This is a genomic window from Aeromonas sp. QDB63, assembly GCF_027707425.1.
GTDB lineage: Bacteria > Pseudomonadota > Gammaproteobacteria > Enterobacterales > Aeromonadaceae > Aeromonas > Aeromonas caviae.
This window is the reverse complement of the sequence record NZ_JAPCIS010000027.1, coordinates 36,902-61,637: the sequence shown is the minus strand read 5'-3', so window position 1 is coordinate 61,637 and position 24,736 is coordinate 36,902. Positions and strand designations below refer to the sequence as shown.

18 protein-coding genes are annotated in these 24,736 nt (G+C 63.1%); 10 read left to right on the top strand and 8 right to left on the bottom strand.

What is annotated here, in order from left to right:
• Window positions 1-98: 98 nt before the first annotated feature.
• The 3 genes from PG879_RS15595 to PG879_RS15585 all read right to left on the bottom strand — a co-directional run bounded on the left by PG879_RS15595 (window position 99) and on the right by PG879_RS15585 (window position 6,917).
• Complete coding sequence (locus PG879_RS15595) at window positions 99-2,516, bottom strand: YgiQ family radical SAM protein (protein ID WP_125117427.1); 2,418 nt, start codon at window positions 2,514-2,516, stop codon at window positions 99-101.
• Window positions 2,517-2,712: 196 nt separating this feature from the next.
• Complete coding sequence (locus PG879_RS15590) at window positions 2,713-5,865, bottom strand: efflux RND transporter permease subunit (RefSeq protein WP_270830383.1); 3,153 nt, start codon at window positions 5,863-5,865, stop codon at window positions 2,713-2,715.
• Window positions 5,865-6,917: an efflux RND transporter periplasmic adaptor subunit gene (locus PG879_RS15585; protein WP_052815157.1), complete on the bottom strand. Its 1,053-nt coding sequence runs from the start codon at window positions 6,915-6,917 to the stop codon at window positions 5,865-5,867. The genes PG879_RS15590 and PG879_RS15585 overlap by 1 nt, the downstream gene beginning before the upstream one ends.
• 210 nt (window positions 6,918-7,127) lie before the next feature.
• Here PG879_RS15585 and PG879_RS15580 point away from each other — a divergent pair, with 210 nt between their 5' ends.
• On the top strand, window positions 7,128-8,684 hold the full coding sequence (locus PG879_RS15580; protein ID WP_041201458.1) for a sensor domain-containing diguanylate cyclase: 1,557 nt from the start codon (window positions 7,128-7,130) through the stop codon (window positions 8,682-8,684).
• Between the two features lie 34 nt (window positions 8,685-8,718).
• The gene (rssA, locus tag PG879_RS15575; RefSeq protein WP_270830382.1) at window positions 8,719-9,588 is read left to right on the top strand and encodes a patatin-like phospholipase RssA; all 870 of its coding nucleotides are present in this window, start codon (window positions 8,719-8,721) and stop codon (window positions 9,586-9,588) included.
• A gap of 65 nt (window positions 9,589-9,653) precedes the next feature.
• Here rssA and PG879_RS15570 read toward each other — a convergent pair whose 3' ends face one another.
• On the bottom strand, window positions 9,654-11,015 hold the full coding sequence (locus PG879_RS15570; RefSeq protein WP_102948779.1) for a sodium-dependent transporter: 1,362 nt from the start codon (window positions 11,013-11,015) through the stop codon (window positions 9,654-9,656).
• 195 nt (window positions 11,016-11,210) lie between these two features.
• Window positions 11,211-11,477, bottom strand: a complete 267-nt coding sequence (locus PG879_RS15565; protein ID WP_010673503.1) for a helix-turn-helix domain-containing protein — start codon at window positions 11,475-11,477, stop codon at window positions 11,211-11,213.
• A 258-nt stretch (window positions 11,478-11,735) separates the two neighbouring features.
• On the opposite strand from PG879_RS15565, the gene PG879_RS15560 reads away from it, so the two are divergent.
• The 4 genes from PG879_RS15560 to PG879_RS15545 all read left to right on the top strand — a co-directional run bounded on the left by PG879_RS15560 (window position 11,736) and on the right by PG879_RS15545 (window position 16,340).
• Complete coding sequence (locus PG879_RS15560; protein WP_111896972.1) at window positions 11,736-12,323, top strand: hypothetical protein; 588 nt, start codon at window positions 11,736-11,738, stop codon at window positions 12,321-12,323.
• Between the two features lie 305 nt (window positions 12,324-12,628).
• Window positions 12,629-13,648 carry a porin OmpA gene (gene ompA, locus PG879_RS15555; protein WP_010673501.1) on the top strand — a complete coding sequence of 340 codons (1,020 nt, stop codon included), beginning with the start codon at window positions 12,629-12,631 and terminating at the stop codon, window positions 13,646-13,648.
• A gap of 412 nt (window positions 13,649-14,060) precedes the next feature.
• A complete protein-coding gene (ompA, locus tag PG879_RS15550) occupies window positions 14,061-15,062 on the top strand; it encodes a porin OmpA (protein WP_210601655.1) in 1,002 nt (333 codons plus the stop codon).
• Window positions 15,063-15,281: 219 nt separating this feature from the next.
• Window positions 15,282-16,340, top strand: coding sequence for an OmpA family protein (locus tag PG879_RS15545; RefSeq protein ID WP_201934837.1), 1,059 nt, complete (start codon window positions 15,282-15,284; stop codon window positions 16,338-16,340).
• A 74-nt stretch (window positions 16,341-16,414) separates the two neighbouring features.
• On the opposite strand, the gene PG879_RS15540 is transcribed toward PG879_RS15545, so the two are convergent.
• Entirely contained in the window at window positions 16,415-18,109 is a 1,695-nt protein-coding gene (locus PG879_RS15540; RefSeq protein ID WP_039039301.1) for an NAD-dependent malic enzyme, read from the bottom strand.
• A 55-nt stretch (window positions 18,110-18,164) separates the two neighbouring features.
• Window positions 18,165-19,022: a helix-turn-helix transcriptional regulator gene (locus tag PG879_RS15535; RefSeq protein ID WP_041213342.1), complete on the bottom strand. Its 858-nt coding sequence runs from the start codon at window positions 19,020-19,022 to the stop codon at window positions 18,165-18,167.
• Between the two features lie 120 nt (window positions 19,023-19,142).
• Here PG879_RS15535 and PG879_RS15530 point away from each other — a divergent pair, with 120 nt between their 5' ends.
• Together PG879_RS15530 and PG879_RS15525 are read left to right on the top strand one after the other, a co-directional pair.
• Entirely contained in the window at window positions 19,143-20,522 is a 1,380-nt protein-coding gene (locus PG879_RS15530) for an MATE family efflux transporter (protein ID WP_210601656.1), read from the top strand.
• 151 nt (window positions 20,523-20,673) lie between these two features.
• Window positions 20,674-20,922 (top strand): YciN family protein, encoded by a 249-nt coding sequence (locus PG879_RS15525; RefSeq protein ID WP_010673495.1) that lies wholly within the window; start codon window positions 20,674-20,676, stop codon window positions 20,920-20,922.
• A 30-nt stretch (window positions 20,923-20,952) separates the two neighbouring features.
• Here the strand turns inward: PG879_RS15525 and PG879_RS15520 are convergent, their stop codons facing one another.
• Window positions 20,953-22,092 carry a GGDEF domain-containing protein gene (locus tag PG879_RS15520; protein ID WP_270830381.1) on the bottom strand — a complete coding sequence of 380 codons (1,140 nt, stop codon included), beginning with the start codon at window positions 22,090-22,092 and terminating at the stop codon, window positions 20,953-20,955.
• Window positions 22,093-22,335: 243 nt separating this feature from the next.
• On the opposite strand from PG879_RS15520, the gene PG879_RS15515 reads away from it, so the two are divergent.
• Entirely contained in the window at window positions 22,336-23,733 is a 1,398-nt protein-coding gene (locus tag PG879_RS15515; protein WP_210601658.1) for a nucleobase:cation symporter-2 family protein, read from the top strand.
• 100 nt (window positions 23,734-23,833) lie between these two features.
• Entirely contained in the window at window positions 23,834-24,547 is a 714-nt protein-coding gene (locus tag PG879_RS15510; RefSeq protein WP_210601659.1) for a lipoyl protein ligase domain-containing protein, read from the top strand.
• Window positions 24,548-24,736 lie beyond the last annotated feature (189 nt).

Here is a 24,736-nt window from a genome sequence, read left to right as displayed (position 1 = left end):
ACTCATAATGAACCCTTTTTCATGGCTCCAGATGACAAACATGATCTCATATCAGGGACTTGTTCGCACCTTCCCTATCTCTTCCCCATCAGGGAATATCACCGAGCCGGTCGCTTGGCTGCCCCGCCTTTTGCGGCCGGCTTGCCACCCTGGGCTGCCGGCTTGGCAGTGCCAGCGCGGCTGGGGGCCTTGCCCTTTTGGGCGGGTTTGCCGGCCGGTTTGCTCTTACCAGCACTCTGGCCTGCGCCCTGACCTGTACCTTGCGAACTGGGCTTGCCGTTACCCGAGCCTTTCTGGAGCTGAGAGCCCACCGGTTTGCCATTGCCGGCCTTGCCGCCATTTCTGCTGGCCGCTGGGGCATTGGCTGCACCGGCCTCGCTGCGGGCGGCCTTGTTGCCCGCCCCGTTGCTGCGCTGATGGGTGATGGCACTGTGGCGAGTCAGGGCGGGCTTCAGGCCCTTGTTGCGGCTGCGCTCGGCCTTGGCTTCGCCGCGCCCTTCCGGCGGCACCAGGCAGTCGGGGCCGTTGCCGATGAGGTGGCCCTTGCCCATCTCCAGCAGGGCTTCGCGGATCATCGGCCAGCCGGCCGGATCGTGGTAGCGCAGCAGCGCCTTGTGCAGGCGACGGCGACGCTCCCCTTTCACCACGAACACGTCCCCGCCCTGGCGACTCACCTTGTTGAGGGGGTTTTTCTCGGTGTAATACATGGTGGTGGCGTTGGCGAGCGGCGACGGGTAGAAGTTCTGCACCTGATCGAGCTTGAAGCGGTTTGCTTTAATCCAGAGCGCCATGTTCACCATGTCCTCATCCGTGGTGCCCGGGTGGGCGGAGATGAAGTAGGGGATCAGGTACTGCTGCTTGCCCGCCTCTTTGGAATACTTGTCGAACAGCTCCTTGAAGCTGTAGTAGCTGCCCATGCCCGGCTTCATCATCTTGGAGAGCGGGCCCTCCTCGGTGTGTTCCGGCGCGATCTTGAGGTAGCCGCCGACGTGGTACTTGGCCAGCTCCTTGATGTAGCGCGGATCTTCCACCGCGATGTCGTAACGCACCCCGGAGGCGATCAGGATCTTCTTGATGCCCTTGAGATCGCGCGCCTTGCGATAAAGGTTGATGGTCGGGCTGTGGTCGGTATCCATGTGCGGGCAGATGGTCGGCCAGACGCAGGAGGCACGGCGACAGGTCTGCTCGGCCTTGGGGCTCTTGCAGCGCAAGCGGTACATGTTGGCGGTGGGGCCGCCCAGATCCGAGATGACACCGGTAAAGCCCGGCACCTTGTCGCGGATCTCTTCGATTTCTTTGAGGATCGACTCTTCCGAGCGGCTCTGGATGATGCGCCCCTCGTGCTCGGTGATGGAGCAGAAGGAGCAGCCGCCGAAGCAGCCGCGCATGATGTTGACCGAGGTCTTGATCATGTCGTAGGCCGGGATCTTCTCGTTGCCATAGGCCGGGTGCGGCACCCGCTGGTACGGCAGGCCGAACACGCCGTCCATCTCGTCGGTCTCGAGGGGGAAGGCGGGCGGGTTGACCCAGATGATGCGATCGCCGTGAGCCTGGGAGAGCGCGCGGGCGCAGCCCGGGTTGGTCTCGTGGTGCAGGATGCGCGACGCATGGGCGTAGAGCACCTTGTCCTCCTTCACCCGCTCGAACGCCGGCAGCTTGACGTAGGTCTTCTCCCATGGCTTTTGCTTAGGCGGCTGCACCAGGATGGGCTTGGCTTCCTGCTCCACCGGCGCGGTACCCTCGTCATCGCTGCATGGCGCCCCTTCCATATAGGGGTTGGGGATGGGATCGATGCGGCCAATCTGGTCGAGCTTGCTCGAATCCACTCCGCGCCAGCCCGGCAACGGCTCCTTGCGGATGACGGCGGTGCCGCGAATGTCCTGCATGGTGTCGATGGTCTCGCCGCCTGCGATGCGGTGAGCCACCTCCACCAGGGGGCGCTCGGCGTTGCCGTAGATGAGGATGTCGGCCTTGGCGTCGATCAGGATGGAGCGGCGGATGGTCTCGGACCAGTAGTCGTAATGGGCAATGCGGCGCAGGGATGCCTCGATGCCGCCGATGACCACCGGCACCTCTTTATAGGCCTCTTTGCAGCGCTGGGTGTAGACCAGGGTGGCGCGGTCCGGCCGCTTGCCGCCCACATCCCCCGGGGTGTAGGCGTCGTCGTGGCGCAATTTTTTATCGGCGGTGTAGCGGTTGATCATGGAGTCCATGTTGCCCGCCGTCACCCCGTAGAAGAGGTTGGGCTTGCCCAGGCGCATGAAGTCATCCTTCGATGACCAGTCCGGCTGGGCGATGATGCCGACCCGAAAGCCCTGGGATTCGAGCATGCGGCCGATCACCGCCATGCCGAAGCTCGGGTGATCCACGTAAGCGTCGCCTGTCACCAGCACGATGTCGCAGCTGTCCCAGCCGAGCTTGTCCATCTCCGCGCGGGACATGGGCAGGAAGGGCGCCGTGCCGTAGCACTCGGCCCAGTAACGGGGATAGGAGAAGAGGTTGGTAACCGGCTGCATTTTGACCACCTGGAACAATTCGGGTCGCGCATTATACCGGCAGAGCCAGGCGGGGGCGACGGCTTTTTGCCCCCACAGAACGCGAGGGGAAAGGGCGTCTTCGAGCGGGCTCGACAGGTCGGCGTGACAAAATCGGATCTCATCAACAAACAGGGCTCCCATTGGCGCCCTTCTTGCTGTCATCCGGGTCGGCACGCTAGGCCGCCGGTTTGTCACGCCCCTCGGGGGCCACCGCCCCCGGCACCGGGGAGGGACTGGCCGGGGTTGCCGTGGCCAGTACCTCGTCCACCAGTCGGTCCCGTGCCCCCGTCATCCCCGCGCGTCTGGCGATCAGGTGATAGATGGCGGGCACCACCAGCAGGGTCACCAGGGTCGCCAAGGACAAGCCGAAGAAGACCACGGTCCCCACGGCCATCCGGCTCTCGTACCCCGCCCCCATGGAGAGCATCAGGGGCACGGCGCCGATGATGGCGGTGAGCGAGGTCATCAAGATGGGGCGCAGGCGGCGCACCGACCCCTTGATGATCGCCTCCTCGAACCCTTCACCCCGCTGGCGCAGCTGGTTGATGAACTCCACGATGAGGATGCCGTTCTTGGTCACCATGCCGATGAGCATGATCATGCCTATCTGGCTGTAGATGCTGAGCTCCTGCCCCGTGAGCCAGAGGCCGAGCAGGCCGCCGAAGATGCCGAGCGGCACCGTCATCATCACCACCGCCGGGGTCAGCAGGCTCTCGAACTGGGCCACCAGCACCAGATAGACCACCAGCAGGGCCAGGCCGAACACCAGTGCCATCTCCCCCTGGTTGTCGCGATAGTCCTTGGACTCGCCGGCATAATCCACCGACATGCCGGTGGGCAGGTGATCTGCGGCCCAGCCATCCAGGAAGTCGAGCGCCTCCCCCAGGGTGTGGCCGGGGGCCACGTCCGCGGTGAGGGTGACCGCCTTCTGGCGCTGGTAGTGGTTGAGGCGCTGGGGACTCGCCACCTGGGTGACGGTCGCCAGGGTGGAGAGGCTCACCATCTCGCCGCTCGCGGCTTTCAAATAGATGCGGCTGATGTCGGAGATGCCGTTGAACTGGGTCTGGTTGGCGCGCAGGTAGACATCATACTCTTCGCCCCTGTCCACATAGGTGGTCTGGCTGACGCCACCGAGCAGGGCCTGCAGGGAGCTTGCGATGGTGGAGACCGGAATGCCGAGCTGGGTGGCTCGCTCCCGCTCTATGGTCACCTGCAGCTCCGGGGTCTTCTCGGCATAGTCGAGATCCGGGCTCTGCATCAGCCCGCTCTGGACCGCCGCCTCCTTGAGCGCCAGCCCCTGCTGGTTGAGCTCGCCGTAATCGGAGCCTTGCAGCACGAACTGCACCGCCGCGGTGGATCCGCCTCTGAACCCCGGCTGGAAGGTGCGGATCATCACGTCGGGGATGCCGGCGAGGCGACCGCTCAGGGAGCGGCCAAACTCGGTGGCCGTTTCGTCCCGCACCGCCCAGTCGCTGAGCTGGATGATGGCCATGCCGGTCTGATCGCCGCCGCGCCCGAAGGCCGGGGTGCTGAAGCTCATGGCCTGCACCACCCCCTTGCCGAGCAGCGGCAGGATGGCGGCCTCCACCTGCTGCATGTTGCGCTTCATCCGCTCGATGCTGGTGCCCTCCGCCCCTTTCACGAACACATAGAGCACGCCCCTGTCCTCGGTCGGGGTGAGGCTCGCGGGCAGCTTGCCAAAGAGGGCGCCAATGCCGCCGAGGCAGAGCAGCAACACCAGGGGCATCCAGACGGCGCGGCGCAGCACGGCCCCCAGCAGGGCGCGATAGCGCCGCTCCACCCAGCCGAGGCCTTTGTCCAGCGTGGCGGTCAGGGCGTTGGGCTTGTCCACGGCACGCATCAGCCAGGAGCCCATGGCCGGGGTCAGGGTGAGCGCCACCAGGGAGGAGAAGAGCACGGCCAAGGAGAGCAGGATGGCGAACTCGGTGAAGAGGCGCCCCACCATGCCGTCCATGAAGGCGATGGGCACGAACACCATCACCAGCACGGCGGTGGTGGCGATGACGGCAAAGCCCACCTCCCGGGTGCCGTGCCAGGCCGCCATCAAGGGGGACTCGCCCCGTTGCAGGTGGTGGTGGATGTTCTCCACCACCACGATGGCGTCATCCACCACCAGGCCGATGGCGAGGATGAGGGCCAGCAAGGTGATGAGATTGATGGAAAAGCCCAGATACCAGGCACCGATGAAGGCCGAAATCAGGGAGACGGGCACCGTGATGGCGGGGATGAGCGTGGTGCGCCCCTGCCCGAGGAAGAGATAGAGCACAGCGACCACCAGCAGGGCGCAGATGGCGAGTGTCTCATACACCTCGTCGATGGCCTGCTTGATGAAGATGGTGGAGTCGTAGTCGACCTCAAGGGTGGCCCCCTCCGGCAGGAAGCGCTGCATCTCCACAAGCTTCTTCTCGATGCCCTGGGCCACCGCCAGGGGGTTGGCTGTGGATTGAGCGACGATGCCAATCCCCAGGCTCTCGCGGCCGTTGCGCTGATAGGCGCTGTCTTCGTTCTTGGCCCCCACCTCCACATCCGCAATGTCCGCCAGATAGATGCTCTGACCATTGGTGGCGGTTTTCACCGGCAGGGTGCGAAAATCTTCCGCACTGTGATAGAGCCGTGCAATCTGCACCGCCATGGTCATGGTGTTGTTGCGGATCTCGCCGCCCGGCAGCTCGATGTTCTCCCGCTTGAGGGCATCCTGCACGTCGGCCACCGTGATGCCGCGGGCCGCCATGTCGGCGGGGCGCAGCCGCACGTACATCACCTGGGTCAGGTCCCCGGAGAGGGAGACCTCGCTCACCCCGTCCACCAGGCTCAAGGGGTCCACCAGCATGCGATTGGCGTAATCCGTCATGGCGGTACGATCCATCTGGGTGCTGCTGAAGTTGAGCCAGATGGCCACATCCCCGTTGCCGTTGTCCTTGGTCACCATGGGCTCGTCCGCCCCGTCTGGCAGCTTGGGTCTGGCCCGGGAGATGGCGTCACGCACGTCGGAGGTGCCCTCCAGCATGTTCCAGCCGAGCTTGAACTCCACCGTGATGGAGGAGCGCCCCTTGCGGGTCACCGAGTTGATGTTCTTGATGCCGCTGATGCCGGAGAGCTGATCCTCGATGGGCTTGGTGACCTGGCTCTCCATCACCTCGGGGGCCGCCCCCTCATAGGTGGTGGTGATGGAGACGGACGGAGTCTGCACATCCGGCATCTCCCGCACGGTGAGTTTGCTGAAGGCCACCACGCCGAACACGGTGAGCAGGGAGCTGATGACCACCGCCACCAGGGGACGGCGTACTGAGATATCGGAGAGCCACATCAGCCTTTCACCTCGCCCAGATCACGTACTTGGGCGCCGTCGCGCAGATTGACCAGCCCCTCCACCGCGATGCGATCGCCGACGTTCAACCCCTTGAGCACCCAGACGGCCTCGCCATGGGTGTCGCCAAGCTCCACCGGCACGCGCTTCACCCGTCCGTCCGCCTCCAGGCGATAGACGAAGCGCTGCTCGCCGGCATACTCCACCGACTGGGCGGGGATCAGGGTCATCTTCTGGGGCGGCAGAGAGAGATCCACGTTCATCAGCATGCCGGGCCGCAGCTGGCCACCGGTGTTGGGCAGGATGACACGGGCCTTGATGTTCTGGGTGTCGCTGGAGATCCGGCTGTCGAGGGTCTCCAGCACGCCGGAAAAGGATTGATCCGGCCAGGCCGAGCTGGTTGCCGTCACCGCCATGCCGGGGCGCAGCAGGGAGAGGTAGCGCTCGGGCACCGCCAGATCGAGCCGCAGTTTTGCCAGCTCGTCCAGATGCAAGAGCACGTCGCCGCTGTTGACCAGGGCTCCTTCGCTGAGATCGATGAGGCTGACGGTGCCGTCGAAGGGGGCCGCCAGGGTGCGCAGGGAGAGCTCGTAACGGGCCGCATCGACCCGGGCCTGGGCCTGGGCAACAGTCGCCTCTTGCCCCTCCAGCTCCGAGGTGGTGACGGCGCCTCGCGCCACCAGCTTGCGCATGTCCCGCAGCTTGCGAGCCTCGTCGCGCACGCTGGCGCTCTGCTCGGCCAGCTCTGCCTGCTGCTTGCCCGCATCCAGGGCGATCAGGGTCTGCCCCTGTGTGACCTGCTGGCCGGAGCTCACCGCGATGGTGGCAATGCGGCCGGTCACCTCGGGGCTGATGGCCACGGAGCGATTGGCCGCAAGCTTGCTCACCAGCTTGATGGAGGGCTCGGCCAGACTCTGCCTGACGGTTTCGGCCCTGATGTTGATCTCTCTTGGTGCTGGCTTGCTGGCGGGTTCAGCCTGCCGCAGATGCCAGGCGCCCGCCGCCAGCAATAGAAGAAGAGGGAAAAGCCACAGCCACACGCGCGTTTTCATCACAAGATCCATGCAGTCAAAGAGAGAGGAAGAAGAGATAGCTTCATCAAGGATGGCACCATGTTACCCCCTGACTATGCCGTGACTATGTATAAATGTGACAAAACGTAACAGTCCGGTGAGAAGATCATCAAAAACGCATCTTGTCGGCACGCGCGTCAGGGTTCTGCCTTACACTGATGCCGACTCTCGCCATCTTCCGGTACGCCCATGTCCATTCCCTCCCCCGCCTTTGCCAGATACCGATTGCAGTGGCTGCTGCTGGGCCTCGGCCTGCTGCTGTTGCTGCTCGCCCTGCAACATGCGTTTCGCCAGGTTACCGAGATCAACAAGCGTGACACCATCAACGCCGCGACCCAGCTCAGCAGCCAGCACCAGCGGATGGAGACCTTCCTTGAGGCCATGCGCGGCCAGGCGGAGGAGCGCCTGCGCAGCAATCCCCAGTCCGTGCTCTCTCGCCAGCTCTATCAGGCGCTGCAATCCGACGGGGAGCACGGCATCAATCTGGATCGCATCCCCGTCGATCTGCCCCCCGCCCTCATCGGCAACCTGACCGGGCAGGGCCCGCTGCCCCATGACGGCAGCGAGCGGCAAGCCAGAATACATCTCGCCCTCAGCCTCTCCCCCCTGCTCGCCACGGCCAGCAAGCTGCTGGACAGGGACGTGGCCTGGATCTACTTCACCGGTACGGACAATTTCATCTACCTCTATCCCTGGGTGCCATCCAGCCAGTTTCGCTTCGATCCCGTGATTTACAGCAAGGCCTACTGGCAGGAGGCGATGGCCAGGCATCCCCACCTGGAGCACGCCATGCTCTCGCGCCCCTACCAGGATTTTGCCGGACGGGGGCAGATGATCACCCTCTCCCAGCCCATTACCCAGGGCGGCCAGATCATTGGCCTGCTCAGCATCGACATCCAGACCGTCACGCTGGCGCAGACCCTGCACCGCCTCGCCCCCCGGATTGGCACCCTGTTCCTGCTCAACGCCCATCAGCAGATCCTTGCCAGCAGCCAGTCCGGTACCGCGCCGCCCCCGGTCAGGACGGCGCAGTCAGCGGAATATGAGTGGCAACAGGGCGCCTTGCAGCTCGTCTATCCCATCCCGGAGACACCGCTCTCCCTCATCCATCGCATCCCGCTGCTGCCTCTGCTGCAGACGCTGTTGTGGCAATCGGCGACGGCGCTCATCACCATTCTCTGTCTGGTGGTGGCGACCGTCTCCAGCCTGCGTGCCCAGCGCCTCAACCGGCGCCTCAACTACCTGTCGCGCCACGATGCCCTGACCGGCGCCTTCAACCGCCACTACTTCGATGCCTTCGAACACCGCCAGGCCCTGGCAGGCCGCCAACGCATCGGCGCCATCATGTTTGACTGCGATCACTTCAAACAGGTCAACGACCGTTTCGGCCACGGGGTGGGCGATCAGGTCCTCATCCGTCTGGTGCAGCTCTGCCAGTCCCTGCTGACACGGGAGTGCCACCTGATCCGCTGGGGCGGCGAGGAGTTCCTGCTGCTCGTCGCCGATGAAGCGATCCCTCTGGCCCCCTTGGCCGAGCGGCTTCGCCTGTGCATAGCAGAGCATCCCTGGAGCGCCATCGCGGCCGAGCTGAAGGTGACCGTCAGCCTGGGCCACTGTCGCCAGTCACCGGCCATCTCCTTGCAGGAGGTGATCCGCCGCGCCGATATCGCCCTCTATCAGGCCAAGGCCAACGGCCGCAATCGCAGCGAAGCGTGGCGGGATGACGGACAGGAGAAGCCGGAGTAAGCTGGACTCCCACTTCATGTCAGGAGACGCAACTGTGTCACGAAAACCCCGTCTGGGATTGGCCCTGGGCAGCGGTGCGGCCCGAGGATGGGCCCACATCGGCATCATCCGTGCCCTGGAGCGACTCGGCGTCAAGCCGGATCTGGTGGCTGGCTGCTCCATCGGCAGCTTTGTCGGCGCCGCCTATGCCGCTGGTGAACTGGACAAGCTGGAGAGCTGGGTGCGCGGCTTCAGCCGCCTGCAGGTCATGGGGCTGCTCGATCCTGCCCTCTCCGGCGGCCTGTTTCGCGGTGACAAGGTATTTGGCATCGCCGCCGGCCATCTGGGGGATCCCGTCATCGAAAGCCTGCCGCTGCCCTTTGCCTGCGTCGCCACCGAACTCGATACCGGTCGCGAGATCTGGTTGCAGGAAGGACCGCTTCGCCAGTGTGTGCGCGCCTCCTGCGGTATGCCCGGCCTGCTCACCCCGACCCGGGTGGAGGATCGCTGGCTGGTGGACGGGGCCGTGGTCAACCCGGTCCCCATCTCCCTAGCCCGCGCCATGGGAGCCGAGGTGGTGATCGCCGTCAACCTCAACACCGACATGCACCAGCCCTGGACCGACGAACCGGACGAGCCCGTGCAGGGGGGGCTGCTCAGCCAGTGGTTGAACCGGGGCGAGCGCGAACCCAGTACCCCCGGCATGTGGGGGGTGATGACGGGCTCCATCAACATCATGCAGGAGCGCATCACCCGTGCCCGTATGGCCGGGGATCCCCCCGAGATCCAGCTCTGCCCGCGCCTTGGCAACCTCTCCATCATGGATTTCCACCGCGCGAGCGACGCCATCAACGAGGGGGAAGCCTGTGTCGAGCGCAACCTGGAGCAGCTCAAGGAGGAGCTGTCACGACTCTGCCTGATATGAAGGCATATCGGGGTAAAAGACAAAAAGAGCGCCAATAGGCGCTTTTTTGTTTCGGGCGACGCGGCTCAGAACAGCCCCAGCCCCTTGAGCATCACCACCAGGATCAGCAGCGGCGACACATAGCGGATGATGAAAAACAGGGGGCTAAGGATGGGCAGCGCCAGCTTGCCTCCATTGGTCAGCGCCGTCGTCATCCGCTCGAATCCCCATACCCAGCCCACAAAGAGGCAGAGGAAGATGCCGCCAAGGGGCATCAGCACGTTGGAAGAGACGAAGTCGAACAGATCGAAGAAGGTTTTCCCGCCAACCTGCACATCCGCCAGCGTGCTGCTCGAGAGCGCACAGGTCGAGCCGACCGCCCCCAGCACCAACAGGTTGATCAGGGTCGCCCTTGTGCGGCTCATGTGAAAGCGCTCGGAGAGCACCGAGACCGGCACCTCCAGGATGGAGAGCATGGCCCCGGTGGCTGCGATGGCGGAGAGCACGAAGAAGAGCACCATGAAGAGGTGTCCAAACGGGATGCTGGCAAAGACCGCGGGTATGGTGATGAACAGCAGGGAGGGGCCTGCGCTCGGCTCGAAGCCAAAGGCAAACACCGCTGGGAAGATGGCGATCCCCGCCAGCATGGAGACGAAGAGATCCGCGCACATCACCCGTACCGTGGTGAGAGGGATGTGCTGATCGTCCCGAAAGTAGCTGCCATAGGTCATCATGCAACCCATCCCGATGGAGAGCTTGAAGAACGCCAGCCCCATGGCCGTCAGCACGACGCCTGCGGTCACCTTGGAGAAATCCGGCGAGAACAGGAAATGCAGTCCTTCGCTCGCTCCGGGCAGAGTCAGGCTGCGCACGCCTATCACCAGCAGCAGGATGAAGAGCAGTGGCATCAACCGCTTGGTGACCGCTTCGATCCCCCTGGAGACCCCCATCAGCAAGATCCCCCCCATCAGGGCCAGCACCAGCCACTGCCAGAGCAGACTCTGCAAGGGATCCGTGATGAGCGAATTGAAGGCAGCACCCGTGACGGCGGGATCGGTGGAGAGGATCTCGCCGCTGGCCGCCTTGAAGATGTAGGCAAACACCCAGGCCGCCACCTCGGAGTAGAACGACATAATGAGGAAGGCCGCGCTCACCCCCATGGCGGCGATCAGCCACCAGGGTTGCCCCTTCGGAGCCAGCTTGATGAGCCCGCTGACCGCATCCGTCCTGGCCTCGCGCCCCAGCATGATCTCGGAGATCATCACCGGCAATCCCACCAGCAGGGTGGCGATGACATAAACCAGCAGAAAACCGGCGCCACCGTTCTCACCGGTCAGATAGGGAAACTTCCAGATATTGCCGAGCCCGACGGCAGACCCCAGGGTCGCGGCCAGCACGCCAAAGGTGCTGGTAAACCCATCTCTGGCTTTGGTAATGGATTGGCTCATCGTTGTCTCGCTGTGTGGATCACCGCCTGAATTAAAAGGGTCGGAGTGTTCCGTGGATTAATCCAGCCCGACAAGATGATTTAGTGAAAATCGCCGCTGGCCGCACCCAACGCATTATTTAATTAAATAATTTTCCATTTTGACAAATAAAAAATGCCGCCTCGAGGGCGGCATTTTTATCAAGGTTGAACTGAATCAAGCCTTGGCAATATCGTCCGGACCGATCTGGCCGATTTCGGCGACTTTCTTGTCAGCCAGCAGCCAGAGGGTGAACTTGTGCAGATCGGGGTGGTGGGCCAGGGCAACCAGGAAGGCGCCTCCGACTTCACGGTAACCCAGTTCATAGTTCTTCAGGGTGGTTGGGGGGACGCCCAGCAGATCGGCAAACTTGGGACGGCTCAGGCCTACCGCTTCGCGGATCTGACGGATCTTCTTGCCAACAGTTACGATATTTGAATTCATGTGTTCCATACTCCGTTCGGCGGATTGACTCCACCTTTATTTTTCGCGACGACTCGTAGTCAAGTGTATCAGTTTTGAACGGACTCGTTATGGTCGAGCCTCTATCTATAATCAGCGTCTTTCGACGACAACCCTTCACAAACCTCGGGGATGGTAATCGCTGCGTCGCCTCAGGTAAACAGTCTCGAAAAGAAACCTTTCTTGTTGCCCGGCCATCCCTCGTATAATTCGCCGGTTATTTCCAAGAGAGTCATCAACATGGCATTTCCCGGCATCATTTCCCGTCTTCATTCCGACCCGGACTCCCTCCCCCGTCAGCTCGCCCAGGGTCTGCAGACCCGGGCCGAAGCGTTCTGGCTGCCTATGGCCATGCAGGGGGACGCCGCCACCGTGCTGGCGGCCCTCCCGGACAGCTGCAGCCTCTATCTTGAAGGCCAGACGACGCTTCCCCTGCGCAGCCACGACGGCGTCGTGGCAGAAAACGGCACCCTGGCACTGGGCAATGGTCACACGATGACGCTGGCCAGGGAGAAAGGCGATGGCGGCATCGTGCCGGAAGAAAGCCTCGCCGAGATGGCCCAATGGCTGGAAGCGGGTCATCGGCACTTCATCTGCTCCACTGCCGTCCAGCCCGTGGCGCGGGCCATCCTCAACATCTGGCCTCTCGATCCCTACCTCGCCCGTCACTTCTTGCTCAGTTTCATACCCTTGCTGTGCGAAGCAACCGAGGCGGACTATCTTGCGGTCCTCTCGGTCAGGGCGGGTGACGCCATCCCGCGGCACGCTTGGGCTGAGGCTTATATGAAGCTTGAGAAGAAACTGCATCGCGCCTACTTGGATCACTAATAAATCCCAAGAAACAGCCAGTTATCCCTACGACACAATTTGCCCCATCCCTTATCTGTGAGCTTGATCATGTTTTGAAATGGGCATAAAGTGCGCCACGTCATCGGAATGACGTCGGCTGTTCGTGGCGGAGTATGCATTGTCGACAGTGCAACCCGCACACTTGTGCACCCAGATACGTGCCTCCTGGATGGATCTAGGATCCCTGTTCGCACCAACGTCGTTGGTCGACAGAGCCAGCAGCTTACATAAATTACAAAGTGCGAAGCACGTGAACAACGTGCCATCTCAACGAGGATTATTTTATGATGAAAATGGCTCCTTCCCTGATCGCCATCGCTATGGCCACCATGGGTGCAACTGCAGCTCACGCCGCTGACGACATCTACTTCGGCGCCGGTGTTGGTGCAACTCACTTCAACGGTCTGAACAAGATCGAAGGCGTGAACGTTGGCGAAGAAGATGCGGCTGCTGCCAATGCCTTCGTTGGTTACAACTTCAACGAATACTTCGGTTCCGAGCTGGGCTACCAGTACACCGGCCGTGGCAACACCGACGGCAACCGTTACGAGAGCCAGGGTGCCACCCTGTCCGGTATCGCTCGTCTGCCGCTGGGCAACGATTTCTCCCTGTTCGGTGAAGCTGGCGCCTACTGGGGCCACACCGACGGTCTGGGCACCAGCGATACCAAAGTATCCCCGCTGGCCGGTGCCGGTGTGACCTACAAGGTCAACGACGCGCTGGATCTGCAAGCTCGCTACCGCTACATGTGGGACGTGGCTGACCTGCACGCCGACAACGTACGCTACAAGTCCAACCAGAGCGTTGCGACCCTGGAAGCCGTTTACCACCCGTTCCGTACTTCCTACGTAGCGCCTGCTCCGGCCCCGGTTGTTGAAGAAGCACCGGCCCCGGCTCCGCAAATCGTTGAGAAGAACTTCGCCCTGAACTCCGACGTGCTGTTCGCCTTTGGCAAAGACAGCCTGAAGGCCGAAGGCGTGCAAGCCCTGAACGCTCTGTACCAGCAAATCGTTGAGTTCCAGCCGAAAGACGGCAACGCCGTTGTTGTTGGTTACACCGACCGTATCGGTTCCGACGCTTACAACCAGAAGCTGTCTGAAGCTCGTGCCCGCACCGTTGCCAACTTCCTGGTCAGCAAGGGTATGGCTGCCAGCAAGGTTGCCATCGAAGGTCGCGGCGAAGCCAACCCGGTCACCGGCACCAAGTGTGACGGCGTCAAGGCCAAGGCTCAGCTGATCTCCTGCCTGGCTCCGGACCGTCGCGTAGAAGTTCGCGTATCCGGCGTACAAGAAGTTCAAAAGTAATCTGACTTCGCTCAGGTAACGTAAAAAAGGGGATGCAACGGCATCCCCTTTTGCTGTCTCTCTCCTCCCCCCAGCGACTCTCTCTGTCTCACCTTTTCTCCCCTTTACCCCCGTATTACGGCCCCGCGACACCGGTGTCGGCGCTGCATATCTGTGCAGAAACTTGATCACGCTGATTCAAAAGAATACAGTAGCAACGCTTGTAAGACATTGGATGAACTATTAAAAGTGCTCAGTGCCCGGTTAGTTGTCCATGGAGAAACAGCTTCATGAGAATCCAGGTTTCCATCCATTTTTTATTCAAGCCGTCCGTGATCCGCTCACGGTGTCGCACATGAAGTGTCATCTGCGACCGGTATAACAAAGAGTGCGCAGTACGCCCATAGCACGGCAACTCAACGAGGATAAAACGATGAAAATGAAAATGGCACCAACCCTGATTGCTCTGGCCATTGCAGCCATGGGAACCACCACCGCTCAGGCGGCCGACGACTGGTACACGGGTATGGGTGCAGGTTGGGCCTATGGCCACGACCTGGATACCTTCGGCCAGGATGCTGACAAGGACGCCACCGCGCTCTCCCTGTTCGGCGGTTACAACTTCACCGAGAACTTTGCCGCCGAGCTCGGCTATCTCTATGCCGGCAAGGCTGGCGTCGATGGCGTCGACTTCAAGACCCAGGGTGCCACCCTGTCCGGTATCGCACGCCTGCCCATGAATGACATCTTCTCCGTCTTCGCCGAAGGGGGTGCCTACTTCAACCACGTCAACGGCAATGGCCAGAGCGACAACGGGACCTCGCCGCTGGCGGGTCTGGGTCTGACTGCCAAGCTCTCCGACCTTATCGACCTGCAGGCCCGCTACCGCTACATGTGGGATCTGGGTGACGATCAGAAAACCTGGAAAACCGACATGAGCGTCGCCACCCTGGAACTGGTGATGCACCCGAACCGCACCACCTATGTGGCACCGGCCCCGGCACCGGCTCCCGAGCTGGTTCCCGAACCCGTCATGGTCGACAAGAACTTCTCCCTGAGCTCGGACGTGCTGTTTGCCTTCGGCAAATCCACCCTGAAGCCGGAAGGGGCTGCTGCGCTCAATACCCTGTATCAGCAGATCGTCGACGTCCAGCCGAAAGATGGCAGCGCCGTGGTGGTGGGTTACACCGACCGCATCGGCTCCGATGCCTACAACCTGAAGCTGTCTGAAGCCCGTGCCCGCACCGTGGCCGACTTCCTGGTTGGCAAGGGTCTGCCGGCTGGCAAGGTATCCATCGAAGGTCGTGGTGAAGCCAACCCGGTCACCGGTACCCAGTGTGACGGCATCAAGGCCAAGGCTCAGCTGATCGCCTGCCTGGCACCGGATCGCCGCGTCGAAGTCCGCGTCACCGGCGTACAGGAAGTGCAGCAATAAGAGGTTGACCACCTGTTGCAAAAAGGGGCCATTCCGGCCCCTTTTTTAATGCCCGCACGGCACCACCAACGCGGGCCGCCCACCTGCCTGCCCCACCGATTCTCCATACAGATGCGTCACTTAAATGGTTAAAGCGCTCACATCGCCTATACATAATGTTGGCTATACATAGCAAAGGGCTGGGAGCCCTATAACACCCAACATCGACGAGGATACGCGATGAACATAAGACTGAAACCTGTGTGGATTGCATTGGCACTGGCGACGAGTGCCGCCCAGGCGGCACCTGTTCACGACTGGTATGTGGGGGCTGGGGGTGGCTGGGCCTTTGCCCATGACATCGATGATTTCAGCCAGGACGTCGGCAAGGACGCAACCGCCATTAACGCCTTTGTCGGCTACAACTACAACGAGAATCTGGGGGCAGAGCTCGGCTACCTCTCCACCGGTGACTGGGATATTGCCGGCCAGGACTTCAACAGCAAAGGGGCCACCCTGTCGGTCATTGGCCGTTTGCCGCTGGGGGACATCTTCTCTGTCTTTGCCGAAGGGGGCGGTTATCTCTATCACGTCGACTCCGTCAACGGGGGAGATGACAATCTGGCTCCCCTGGCGGGTCTGGGACTGACCGCCAGACTGAGCGACTGGGTAGACATCCAGACCCGCTACCGCTACATGGTGCGAGTCGGGGACGATCCTGACAACGACAAGGTGGGCAGCGGTAGCAAACGCTGGGTCAGCGACATCAGTACCGCCACCATCGAGCTGGTGCTTCACCCCAATCGCACCGTCGCCGCAGTGCCGGTGGCCGCGCCTCTGGTCGTGGCACCGCCGCCCCCGGCTCCCGAGCCGGTGGATCAGACCTTCAACCTGAGTTCGGATGTGCTGTTTGCCTTTGGCAAGGCGGAGCTCAAACCGGAGGGGATGCAGGCACTCGACGCCCTCTACCAGCAGATCGTCGACGTCAAACCCAAAGATGGCAACGCCATGGTGATGGGCTACACCGACCGCATCGGCTCGGATGCCAACAACCAGGCACTGTCGGAGGCCCGTGCAAGCACGGTCGCCAACTTCCTGATTGGCAAGGGGCTGCCCGCCGACAAGGTGAGCATTCAGGGCAACGGCGAGAGCAACCCGGTCACCGGCACCCAGTGTGATGCCATCAAGGCCAGGGCTGCCCTCATCGACTGCCTGGCCCCGGATCGCCGGGTCGAAATCCGGGTCACCGGTGTCAGCAATCCCGCCGAGCCCGCCCCCGCCGAGCAACCGGCACAATAACCTCCTCTTCCTTCACAGCCGTGCACAAAAAAGGGATGCCGAGGCATCCCTTCTGCGTGTCTGTCCCCTTGGGATCAGAAGGAAGTACGACGATAGCGGCGGTACTCGGGGCGCCAGAAGTTCGCCTCGATGGCCTGATCGATCACATCATCGGGGGTCTGCACCGCCTTGCCCTGCAACATGGCGGTCTTGGCCACCATCTTGGCGATGTAGCGGGAGACCTGATGGATGTCCGCCAGATCCGGCAGCAAGGAGCCCTCTTCCCCCTTCACCAGGGGTGAACAATCCGCCAGAGCGCGGCTGGCCGACATCAGCATGGCATCGGTCACCCGGTTGGCACCGGAGGCGATCACCCCAAGGCCGATACCCGGGAAGATGAAGGAGTTGTTGCACTGGGCGATGACGTAGCGCTTGCCCTTGTACTCCACCGGTGCGAACGGGCTGCCGGTGGCGACCAGCACCTGGCCGTCGGTCCAACGAATGAGATCCGCCGGGGTGGCTTCCACCCGGGAAGTGGGGTTGGAGAGCGGGAAGATGATGGGACGGGCACAGTGCTTGTGCATGGTCTTGACCACTTCTTCGGTGAAGAGGCCGGGCTGGCCGGAGACCCCGATCAGGATGTCCGGGCGACCGTGTTCCATCACCTCCAGCAGGGAGATGTTGTCACCCACCGGCCACTCCTTGATCCGCTCGACCGGCTGGGAGAGCTTGCGCTGGAAGTCGAGCTGGTTGGGGATCTTGTCGGTAATGAGACCGAATCGGTCCACCATGAAGACCCGGCCCCGCGCCTCGGCGTCGGTCAGCCCTTCGGCCTTCATCTGCGCCACGATTTGCTCGGCAATGCCGCACCCGGCACTGCCCGCCCCGAGGAAGGCGACCCGCTTCTCGGAGAGCTTGGCACCGGAGGCCTTGCAGGCGGCGATGAGGCTGCCCAGGGTCACCGCGGCAGTCCCCTGAATGTCATCGTTGAAGCAGCACAGCTCATCCTTGTAGCGGTTGAGCAGCGGGGTGGCATTGCCCTGGGCGAAATCCTCGAACTGCAGCAGGATGTCCGGCCAGCGGCGCTTGACCGCCTGGATGAAGGCATCGACGAACTCGTCGTACTCTTCGCCGGAGATGCGCGGATGGCGCCACCCCATGTAGAAGGGGTCGTTCAGCAGCTGCTGGTTGTTGGTGCCCACATCCAGCACCACCGGCAGGCAGTAGGCCGGGGAGATGCCGCCACAGGCGGTGTAGAGGGAGAGCTTGCCGATGGGAATGCCCATGCCGCCGATGCCCTGATCCCCGAGGCCCAGGATGCGTTCGCCGTCGGTGACCACGATCACCTTGACGTTCTGCTTGGTGGCGTTTTGCAGCATGTCATCGATCCTGTCCTTGTCCGGATAGGAGATGAAGAGGCCGCGAGCACGACGATAGATGTTGGAGAACTCCTCGCACGCCTTGCCGACCGTCGGGGTGTAGATGACCGGCAGCATTTCGGTGAGGTGGTTGTTCAGCAGGCGGTAGAAGAGCGTTTCGTTGGTATCCTGGATGTTGCGCAAATAGATGTGCTTATCCATGTCATTGCCAAACGCCATGAACTGGCGATAGGCACGCTCTGCCTGCTCTTCGATGGTTTCGATGTTCTGGGGCAGCAGACCTTCCAGATTGAAGCTGCTGCGTTCTTCGCTGGTGAAGGCGCTGCCCTTGTTGAGCAACGGCGTCTCCAGCAGGGCTGGACCTGCGTAGGGAATGTAGAGGGGACGTTTCTGATTATTATCTTCAAACATGGATCTGTACCTTGACTGTGTGGCCCGTCGATCCTATGGGCTTGAGCCAACAATTTCAAAGGGTTTGCACCTCCCTTGCGAAAGGTTTGCGACCCAGTCGACGAAAGGCCCCCGGAGTCTGACCCGTCAGACGCCGAAAACGGTTGGCAAAGTTGGCGCCGTCGCTGTATCCGACCCGGGCCGCCAGCTCGGCCAGCGGCCAGTTGGTGTAGAGCAGCAACTGGCGCGCCTTGTTCATGCGAAGCCCTGTGAGCCAGGCCATGGGGCCCATGCCGAACACCTGCTGGCAGAGCCGGTGCAGATGGGGCACCGAGCAGGCCATCTGGTCGGCCAGCAGGGCCACGCTCCAGGGCTCGTCCAGACGTGCCTCCACCCGCCGAAACAGCGCCTGTAGCCGCAACTCCGGCGTGCCGCGCACCTCCCCCTGCAGGGTCCGCTCCAAGAGCGCCAGCAGCAGGCTCAGCAGCTGGGGCTGGAGCGGCGAACGTATTCCCTCCCCCTGCATCAGGCTGAGCAGGTGGTAGAGCTGCTCCCCCTCCTCCCCCTGCCAGATGCGATGGCCAAGCCGGTGCAGATGCTGCCAGCGCGGCACGTCGTCCAGCAGGATCCAGCTGGTATGCCAGGCTTCCCCCACCAGCCTGAGGCCCCCCGGCACGGCGGCCGGGAGAAAGACCAGGGCTCCCGCCGGGATGGGCTGCTCCCCGCCATCGGTGAGCAGGGCGCCCCCCTCGTCATGGCTCACCATCAGGATATGAAACTCCGGTCGGTTGCGGCGGATAAGGTAGTGCTCCCGTATCGTCGAGAGGCCGGTCAGGAAGACGCCTGCCTCCCCAAGCAGGGGCAGCCCTTCGCGTCCCAGCATCCGCTCTTCGCAGGCCGGGGCGATTTCCAGACACTCGCTGATAAATGGCATAGCACCTCAACAGGATAGTTTTGCACAAGAAAGCCGAGAGAGGCTCACAGTGAAGCCTCCCGATATCACCCCTATCATACCCACGACAAACCCTGATTTTTACCAACCCGGTTAACATAAATGAATTATTGGCAAGCGATTTTAAAACAAACCACCGATCGCGAGTTCATGACGCGACTGTGGCGACTGGCCCTGCCGGTTTCGCTGCAATCCATGATGTTCTCCCTGCTCGGCCTCATCGACATCATTATGGTGAGCCAGCTCGGCACCACGGCTGTGGCGGCGGTCGGCTTGGGCAACCGGGTCTTCTTCTTCAATCTGCTGGTGATAGCGGGGCTCTCGGGCGGGGTCTCGGTGTTGGCAGCACAATATTTCGGCCGTGGCGAGATGGCCGGGGTGCGCCGCTCCCTAGCCCTGGCCCTGGTGGGCGCCCTGGCGGTGAGCCTGCCCTTTGCCCTCGTCTATGTGTTCTCACCGGGCAGCGTGCTCGGGTTTGCCAGCCAGGAGCCCGCGCTGCGCGAGCTGGCCGACGAGTTCCTGATGATCACCGGCGCCACCATCCTCTGCACCGCCGTGGTGGTGCCCCTGGAGTCGGCCCTGCGCTCGGTGGGCAATGCCGCGGCGCCGACCCGTATCGGCATCATCGCCATCATCGCCAACGTCATCCTCAACTATGCCCTCATCTTCGGCCATTTCGGCGCCGAGGCCATGGGAGTAGCCGGCTCCGCCTGGGGCACCACCCTTTCGCGCCTGCTACAGACCGCGCTGCTGCTTGCCTATGTGTGGCGTGCAGAGCCCCGTCTCATCCCGCGCAAGCAAGACTGGCTCGCCGCCTTCAGGCGCAAGGAGGTGGTGCGCTTCACCCTGATCGCCCTGCCGCTGTTGCTGCACGACGGGCTCTGGGCCTTCGGCATGCTGCTCTACGGCTTCCTCTACGCGCACCTTGGCACCGACGCCCTGGCCATCATGACCACCCTCGGCACGCTGGAGAGCATCCTCATCTCCCTCTTCTTCGGGCTGGCGGTGGCCTGCTCCACCCTGCTCGGTCACCGGCTCGGGGCAGAGGAGTATGACGAGGCCTGGCAGCACTCCCAGCTCTTCCTGCTGCTTGCCCCCGTCGGCGCCCTGCTGGTGGGGACCGCCGTCTGGCTGATGCAGGGCAGCCTGCTGCAATGGGTCGGCAACCTGCCGGGCGAGCTGATGACTGAGGCCGGCCAGGTGCTCGCCATCATGTGTCTGGGCATGCTGCTCAAGGTGTTCAACATGGTGGGGATCGTCGGGGTGCTGCGCTCGGGGGGGGACGTCAACTACAGCATCTTCATCGACATCGTCGGCATGTGGTGCATCGGCCTGCCGCTGGCCTGGGTGGCGGTCAGCCTGCTGGGCTGGCCCCTCTCCTGGGTGGTGGCGGTGGTCCTGCTGGAGGAGCTCTCCAAGGTGCTGCTGGTGCAGCGCCGCATTCGCCAGCGGCGCTGGCTGCGCAATCTGGTGCTGGGATAAGGGAAGAGCGCAAAGCGGGAAAATGCGGGGTCATATCAATGACAGAAAATCCCGCTTTGCAGTATGCTGGCCCCCTCTTCAATCAGAGGCGGGGTGCGCCGGCCATGCCGACCCTTGTGCCCCTGCCCAGTAGTCGTTTAAGGAGACGAGCATGCAACCACAAAAAGAGCGGATCACCGAGACTGCCCTGCTGGAGATGGCCAACAAGATCATTCGTGAACACGAGGACTTCATCCACGGCATGCGCGCCGACTCGGTGGAGCAGAAGGGGGACATTCTGGTGTTCAAGGGGGAGTTCTTCCTGGCAGAGGACGGCACCCCGACCGGCAAGACCATGGCGGTGTTCAACATGTTCAAGCTGCTGGCCCAGCAGCTCTCCGGCAAATACACCCTGGCCTGACGCCAGCCCCGTCATCACCGGATGCCGCCCTCAGGCGGCATCCGTTTTTGTGCGCCCTGCATCGCCCGCGGGTTTCCCTGCCTCGGCCACCACGCAGTTACGACCCGCCATCTTGGCCATGTAGAGGCACTCGTCCGCCCGGTTGAGCAGATCCGCCACCCCCTCGCCACGCTGGGCCAGGGTCAGACCGATGCTCACCGTCACCTCCAGCAGCTCGTCGGAGGTGGGGCTTTTCACCAACCTCGCCTCCACCGCGACCCGCAGCCGCTCCGCCACCCGCTTGGCCTGTGCCAGATCCGTGCAACCGGGCAACAGGATGGCAAACGCCTCCCCGCCGTAACGCCCGAGCACCATGCCGGGCTCCAGCTGCTCCGACAGGGTGGCCGCCACCTCCTTGAGCACCGCATCCCCCGCCAGATGGCCGAAGGTGTCGTTGATGCGCTTGAAGCGGTCCAGATCCAGCAGCAGCACCGCGAAGGGAGCCTGTTTGCGGATCATGGCGGCCCTCGCCTTCTCGAGCTGCTTCATCAGCAGGCGGCGGTTCATCATGCCGGTCAGCTCGTCCGTGGTGGATTCCCGATAGAGTTGCAGCAGCATGTTGAGCTGGCCGCACTGCACCCAGGCGCTGGCGATGGCAAAGAGCCCCAGCAGCCAGACCTGGTTGAGGGTCTGCACGCTCCAGAGAGGCTGGCCCACCAGCAACCAGTTGCCCGCCAGCATGGTGGCCAGGATCCCCCCCGCCAGTTGCAGGCTGAGGGAGAGGGGAATGGGAAAGATGGCGAACAGGCTGATGAGCAGATAGGGGAAGGCCATGTAGCCCGCCTGCATCTCCTGATCCGCGCCGAAGCTGTGCAGGCAGATGAGGGAGAAGAGCATCATCACCGCCATCAGGTAACCGAGCGCCAGCTTCATGCGCTCGCGCTTGAAGTGGATGAGATAGGAGAGGGGGATGAGGGGCGAGAGGGCCAGCAGGCAGAAGATCCTGACCTGGAACAGCGCCTCGAACTGGATGGCTGGCAGGGTCAGCCAGTCCACCAGGGCCCAGCTCGGGAGCCCCGCCATCAGCAGACAGGTGAGCAGCCGCAGCCGCACCGTCATGAAGCCCATCCGGGTCAGGGTAAAATCTTCGGAGTGGGCGCGGGCACTCCAGAACTCCGACAGCTTCAGCATCCAGAGTCTCCATCTTCGAACCGAGGGCTCATTCTACACCGTCCCCATCCTGATGCATCAGCCTCCCTCCCCTTTGTGAGGGATCGGTCTCACACAAACCGGCGGATCTTAATCGCCACAGGAAAACGTTTCAACCCATCAGGAAATAAACGAGTTTGCGCTCAATTAGCGCTGGAAAGCGCGATGCCAATCACTAAAATAGCGCCCAATTTTCTCCCCTCCCCCCACACATTCGAGGTATTTATGGAACAGGCTGCCGCCCCAAGCGCCATCCGAGAGGCCCATCCCCCCAGTCGAGCCCACAGCGAACTGGTCTACGGCATCGAGGATGTCCCCCCCCTGCCCCAGACCCTGTTCGCCGCCCTGCAGCATATGCTCGCCATGTTTGTCGCCATCATCACCCCGCCCCTCATCATCGCCAATGCCCTCGGCCTCCCCGCCGACGACACCCGCTACATCGTCTCCATGTCCCTGGTCATGTCCGGCATCGCCTCCTTCATCCAGACCCGCCGTTTCGGCCCCCTCGGTTCCGGCCTGCTCTCGGTACAGGGCACCAGCTTCAACTTCCTCGGTCCCATCATCGCCTCCGGCCTCGCCCTCAAGCAGGCGGCCATGCCCACCGACGATCTGCTGGGTACCCTGTTCGGCACCATGCTGGCAGCGGCCCTCACCATCGTCGTCATGAGCCGCTTCCTGCACCTGGTCAAACGGATCATCACCCCGCTGGTGACCGGCATCGTGGTATTGCTCATCGGCCTGACTCTCATCAAGGTAGGGCTCATCAGCATGGGGGGCGGCTACGGCGCGCTGGCGGACGGCAGCTTCGCCAGCCACACCAACCTCTTTCTCTCCCTGCTGGTGCTCGGCCTCATCGTGCTGATGCAGCGCAGTCGCAACCCCTGGCTGCGCCTCTCCGCCATCATGATCGCCATGCTGGCGGGCTATGCGGTGGCGCTGCTGCTGGGCAAGGTGGCGGCCCCCACCTTCGACGGCCCGCTGCTGATGGTGCCTGTTCCGCTGCACTACGGGCTCGGCTTTGACTGGCAGCTGTTCGTGCCGCTCGCCATCATCTTCGTGGTGACGGCGCTGGAAGCCATCGGCGACATGACCGCCACCTCCGACATCTCCGGCGAGCCGCTGGAAGGGCCGGTCTACATGGCGCGGATCAAGGGGGGCGTGCTGGCCGACGGCGCCAACTCCATGCTGGCGGCGGTCTTCTCCACCTTCCCCATGTCCACCTTCGCCCAGAACAACGGCGTCATCCAGCTGACCGGGGTGGCCAGCCGCCATGTCGGCCTCTTCATCGCCGCCATGCTGGCCCTGCTCGGCCTGTTCCCGGCGGTGGCGAGCCTTGTGCAACAAATACCTGAACCCGTGCTCGGCGGCGCCACCATCGTCATGTTCGGCACCATCGCCGCCGCCGGGGTGCGCATCATCTCCCGCGAGGAGCTGGACCGCCGCGCCCTGATGATCCTGGCGGTGTCGCTCGCCATGGGTCTCGGAGTGGCCCAAGTGCCCGAGGTGCTGCAACACCTGCCGGAGCTGGCCAGGAGCGTGCTCTCCTACGGCGTCGCCACCGGCGGCCTCACCGCCATCCTGCTCAATCTGCTGCTGCCCAGGCGCGCCGCCGCACAGGCCTGACACTCCGCCATCCTTGCACCAATGCCCCGCCACGCGGGGCTTTACCTTGTTTGCCCCCGCGCGTACTGTGCTTGGCAGCCTCTGCCAAAGGATGCCTTTCATGCCTTATACCCTGCTGCCCCCGCCGCTCGCCCACCAGACACCCGACCAGATCCTGGCCGAGGAGCAGCGCTGGCTACGGGAGTGCGCCGGTGACGGCGAGCCCAGAGCCCTCCTCTGGCAGGGCCCCCAATGCCTCATCGTCACCCGCAAGGACACCCGTTTGCCTCGCTACCAGGCCGCCTGCGAGCAGCTTGCCGCCGAGGGCTGGCCGGTGTTCGTGCGCGACAGCGGCGGCACCGCCGTGCCCCACGGCGCCGGCATCCTCAACCTCTCCCTCATGCTGCCCCGCACCACCACAGATCTGGCCCACTACTACCGGCTGCTGGGGGCCCCCCTGCTCGCCCTGCTGGGGGAATACGGTCTTGCGGGCAGCTACGACTTCGTGCCCGGCTCGTTTTGCGACGGCCAGTACAACCTGGTGATCGGAGGGCGCAAGGTGACCGGCACCGCCCAGCGCTGGCTGGCGCCGGGCCGGGATCACGACGGCGCCGTGCTGGCCCAGGCCATGCTGCTGGTGGCGGGTGATGTGGACGAGGGCACCCGGATGGCAAGCCGCTTCTACGAACTGGCCGGGGGCGAGCTGCGCTTTGCTCGGGGCACCTCCACCACCCTGGCCCACGCCATTGGCTGGCAGGGGGATGAGGCGGCCCTGGTGAGCCGGGTGAGCAGTGCGCTGGCGCAGCGGCTCACCGGAGATATTCCCTCCCCCTGACCCCCTGAGGGCAACAAGCGCCGCCATTCATTGCGTAAAATGCAAAAAAGCCACGATGAGCGTCGTGGCTTTTGCGTATTTCGCACAGATATTGTCAGAGGAGCCGGGATCAAGCCCCGGGTTTTGCCATCCCAGCCCGGATCCCGGTTGACGCCATGGACAGGGGCCCGGTGACAGGGCCGCCCGCAG

Bases quoted from the DNA above. Each gene is read 5' to 3' on its own strand.
- PG879_RS15595 (WP_125117427.1), bottom strand. From the start codon at position 2,516: ATGCAGCCGGTTACCAACCTCTTCTCCTATCCCCGTTACTGGGCCGAG.
- PG879_RS15590 (WP_270830383.1), bottom strand. From the start codon at position 5,865: ATGTGGCTCTCCGATATCTCAGTACGCCGTCCCCTGGTGGCGGTGGTC.
- PG879_RS15585 (WP_052815157.1), bottom strand. From the start codon at position 6,917: ATGAAAACGCGCGTGTGGCTGTGGCTTTTCCCTCTTCTTCTATTGCTG.
- PG879_RS15580 (WP_041201458.1), top strand. From the start codon at position 7,128: ATGTCCATTCCCTCCCCCGCCTTTGCCAGATACCGATTGCAGTGGCTG.
- PG879_RS15570 (WP_102948779.1), bottom strand. From the start codon at position 11,015: ATGAGCCAATCCATTACCAAAGCCAGAGATGGGTTTACCAGCACCTTT.
- PG879_RS15565 (WP_010673503.1), bottom strand. From the start codon at position 11,477: ATGAATTCAAATATCGTAACTGTTGGCAAGAAGATCCGTCAGATCCGC.
- PG879_RS15560 (WP_111896972.1), top strand. From the start codon at position 11,736: ATGGCATTTCCCGGCATCATTTCCCGTCTTCATTCCGACCCGGACTCC.
- ompA (WP_010673501.1), top strand. From the start codon at position 12,629: ATGATGAAAATGGCTCCTTCCCTGATCGCCATCGCTATGGCCACCATG.
- ompA (WP_210601655.1), top strand. From the start codon at position 14,061: ATGAAAATGAAAATGGCACCAACCCTGATTGCTCTGGCCATTGCAGCC.
- PG879_RS15545 (WP_201934837.1), top strand. From the start codon at position 15,282: ATGAACATAAGACTGAAACCTGTGTGGATTGCATTGGCACTGGCGACG.
- PG879_RS15540 (WP_039039301.1), bottom strand. From the start codon at position 18,109: ATGTTTGAAGATAATAATCAGAAACGTCCCCTCTACATTCCCTACGCA.
- PG879_RS15535 (WP_041213342.1), bottom strand. From the start codon at position 19,022: ATGCCATTTATCAGCGAGTGTCTGGAAATCGCCCCGGCCTGCGAAGAG.
- PG879_RS15530 (WP_210601656.1), top strand. From the start codon at position 19,143: ATGAATTATTGGCAAGCGATTTTAAAACAAACCACCGATCGCGAGTTC.
- PG879_RS15525 (WP_010673495.1), top strand. From the start codon at position 20,674: ATGCAACCACAAAAAGAGCGGATCACCGAGACTGCCCTGCTGGAGATG.
- PG879_RS15520 (WP_270830381.1), bottom strand. From the start codon at position 22,092: ATGCTGAAGCTGTCGGAGTTCTGGAGTGCCCGCGCCCACTCCGAAGAT.
- PG879_RS15515 (WP_210601658.1), top strand. From the start codon at position 22,336: ATGGAACAGGCTGCCGCCCCAAGCGCCATCCGAGAGGCCCATCCCCCC.
- PG879_RS15510 (WP_210601659.1), top strand. From the start codon at position 23,834: ATGCCTTATACCCTGCTGCCCCCGCCGCTCGCCCACCAGACACCCGAC.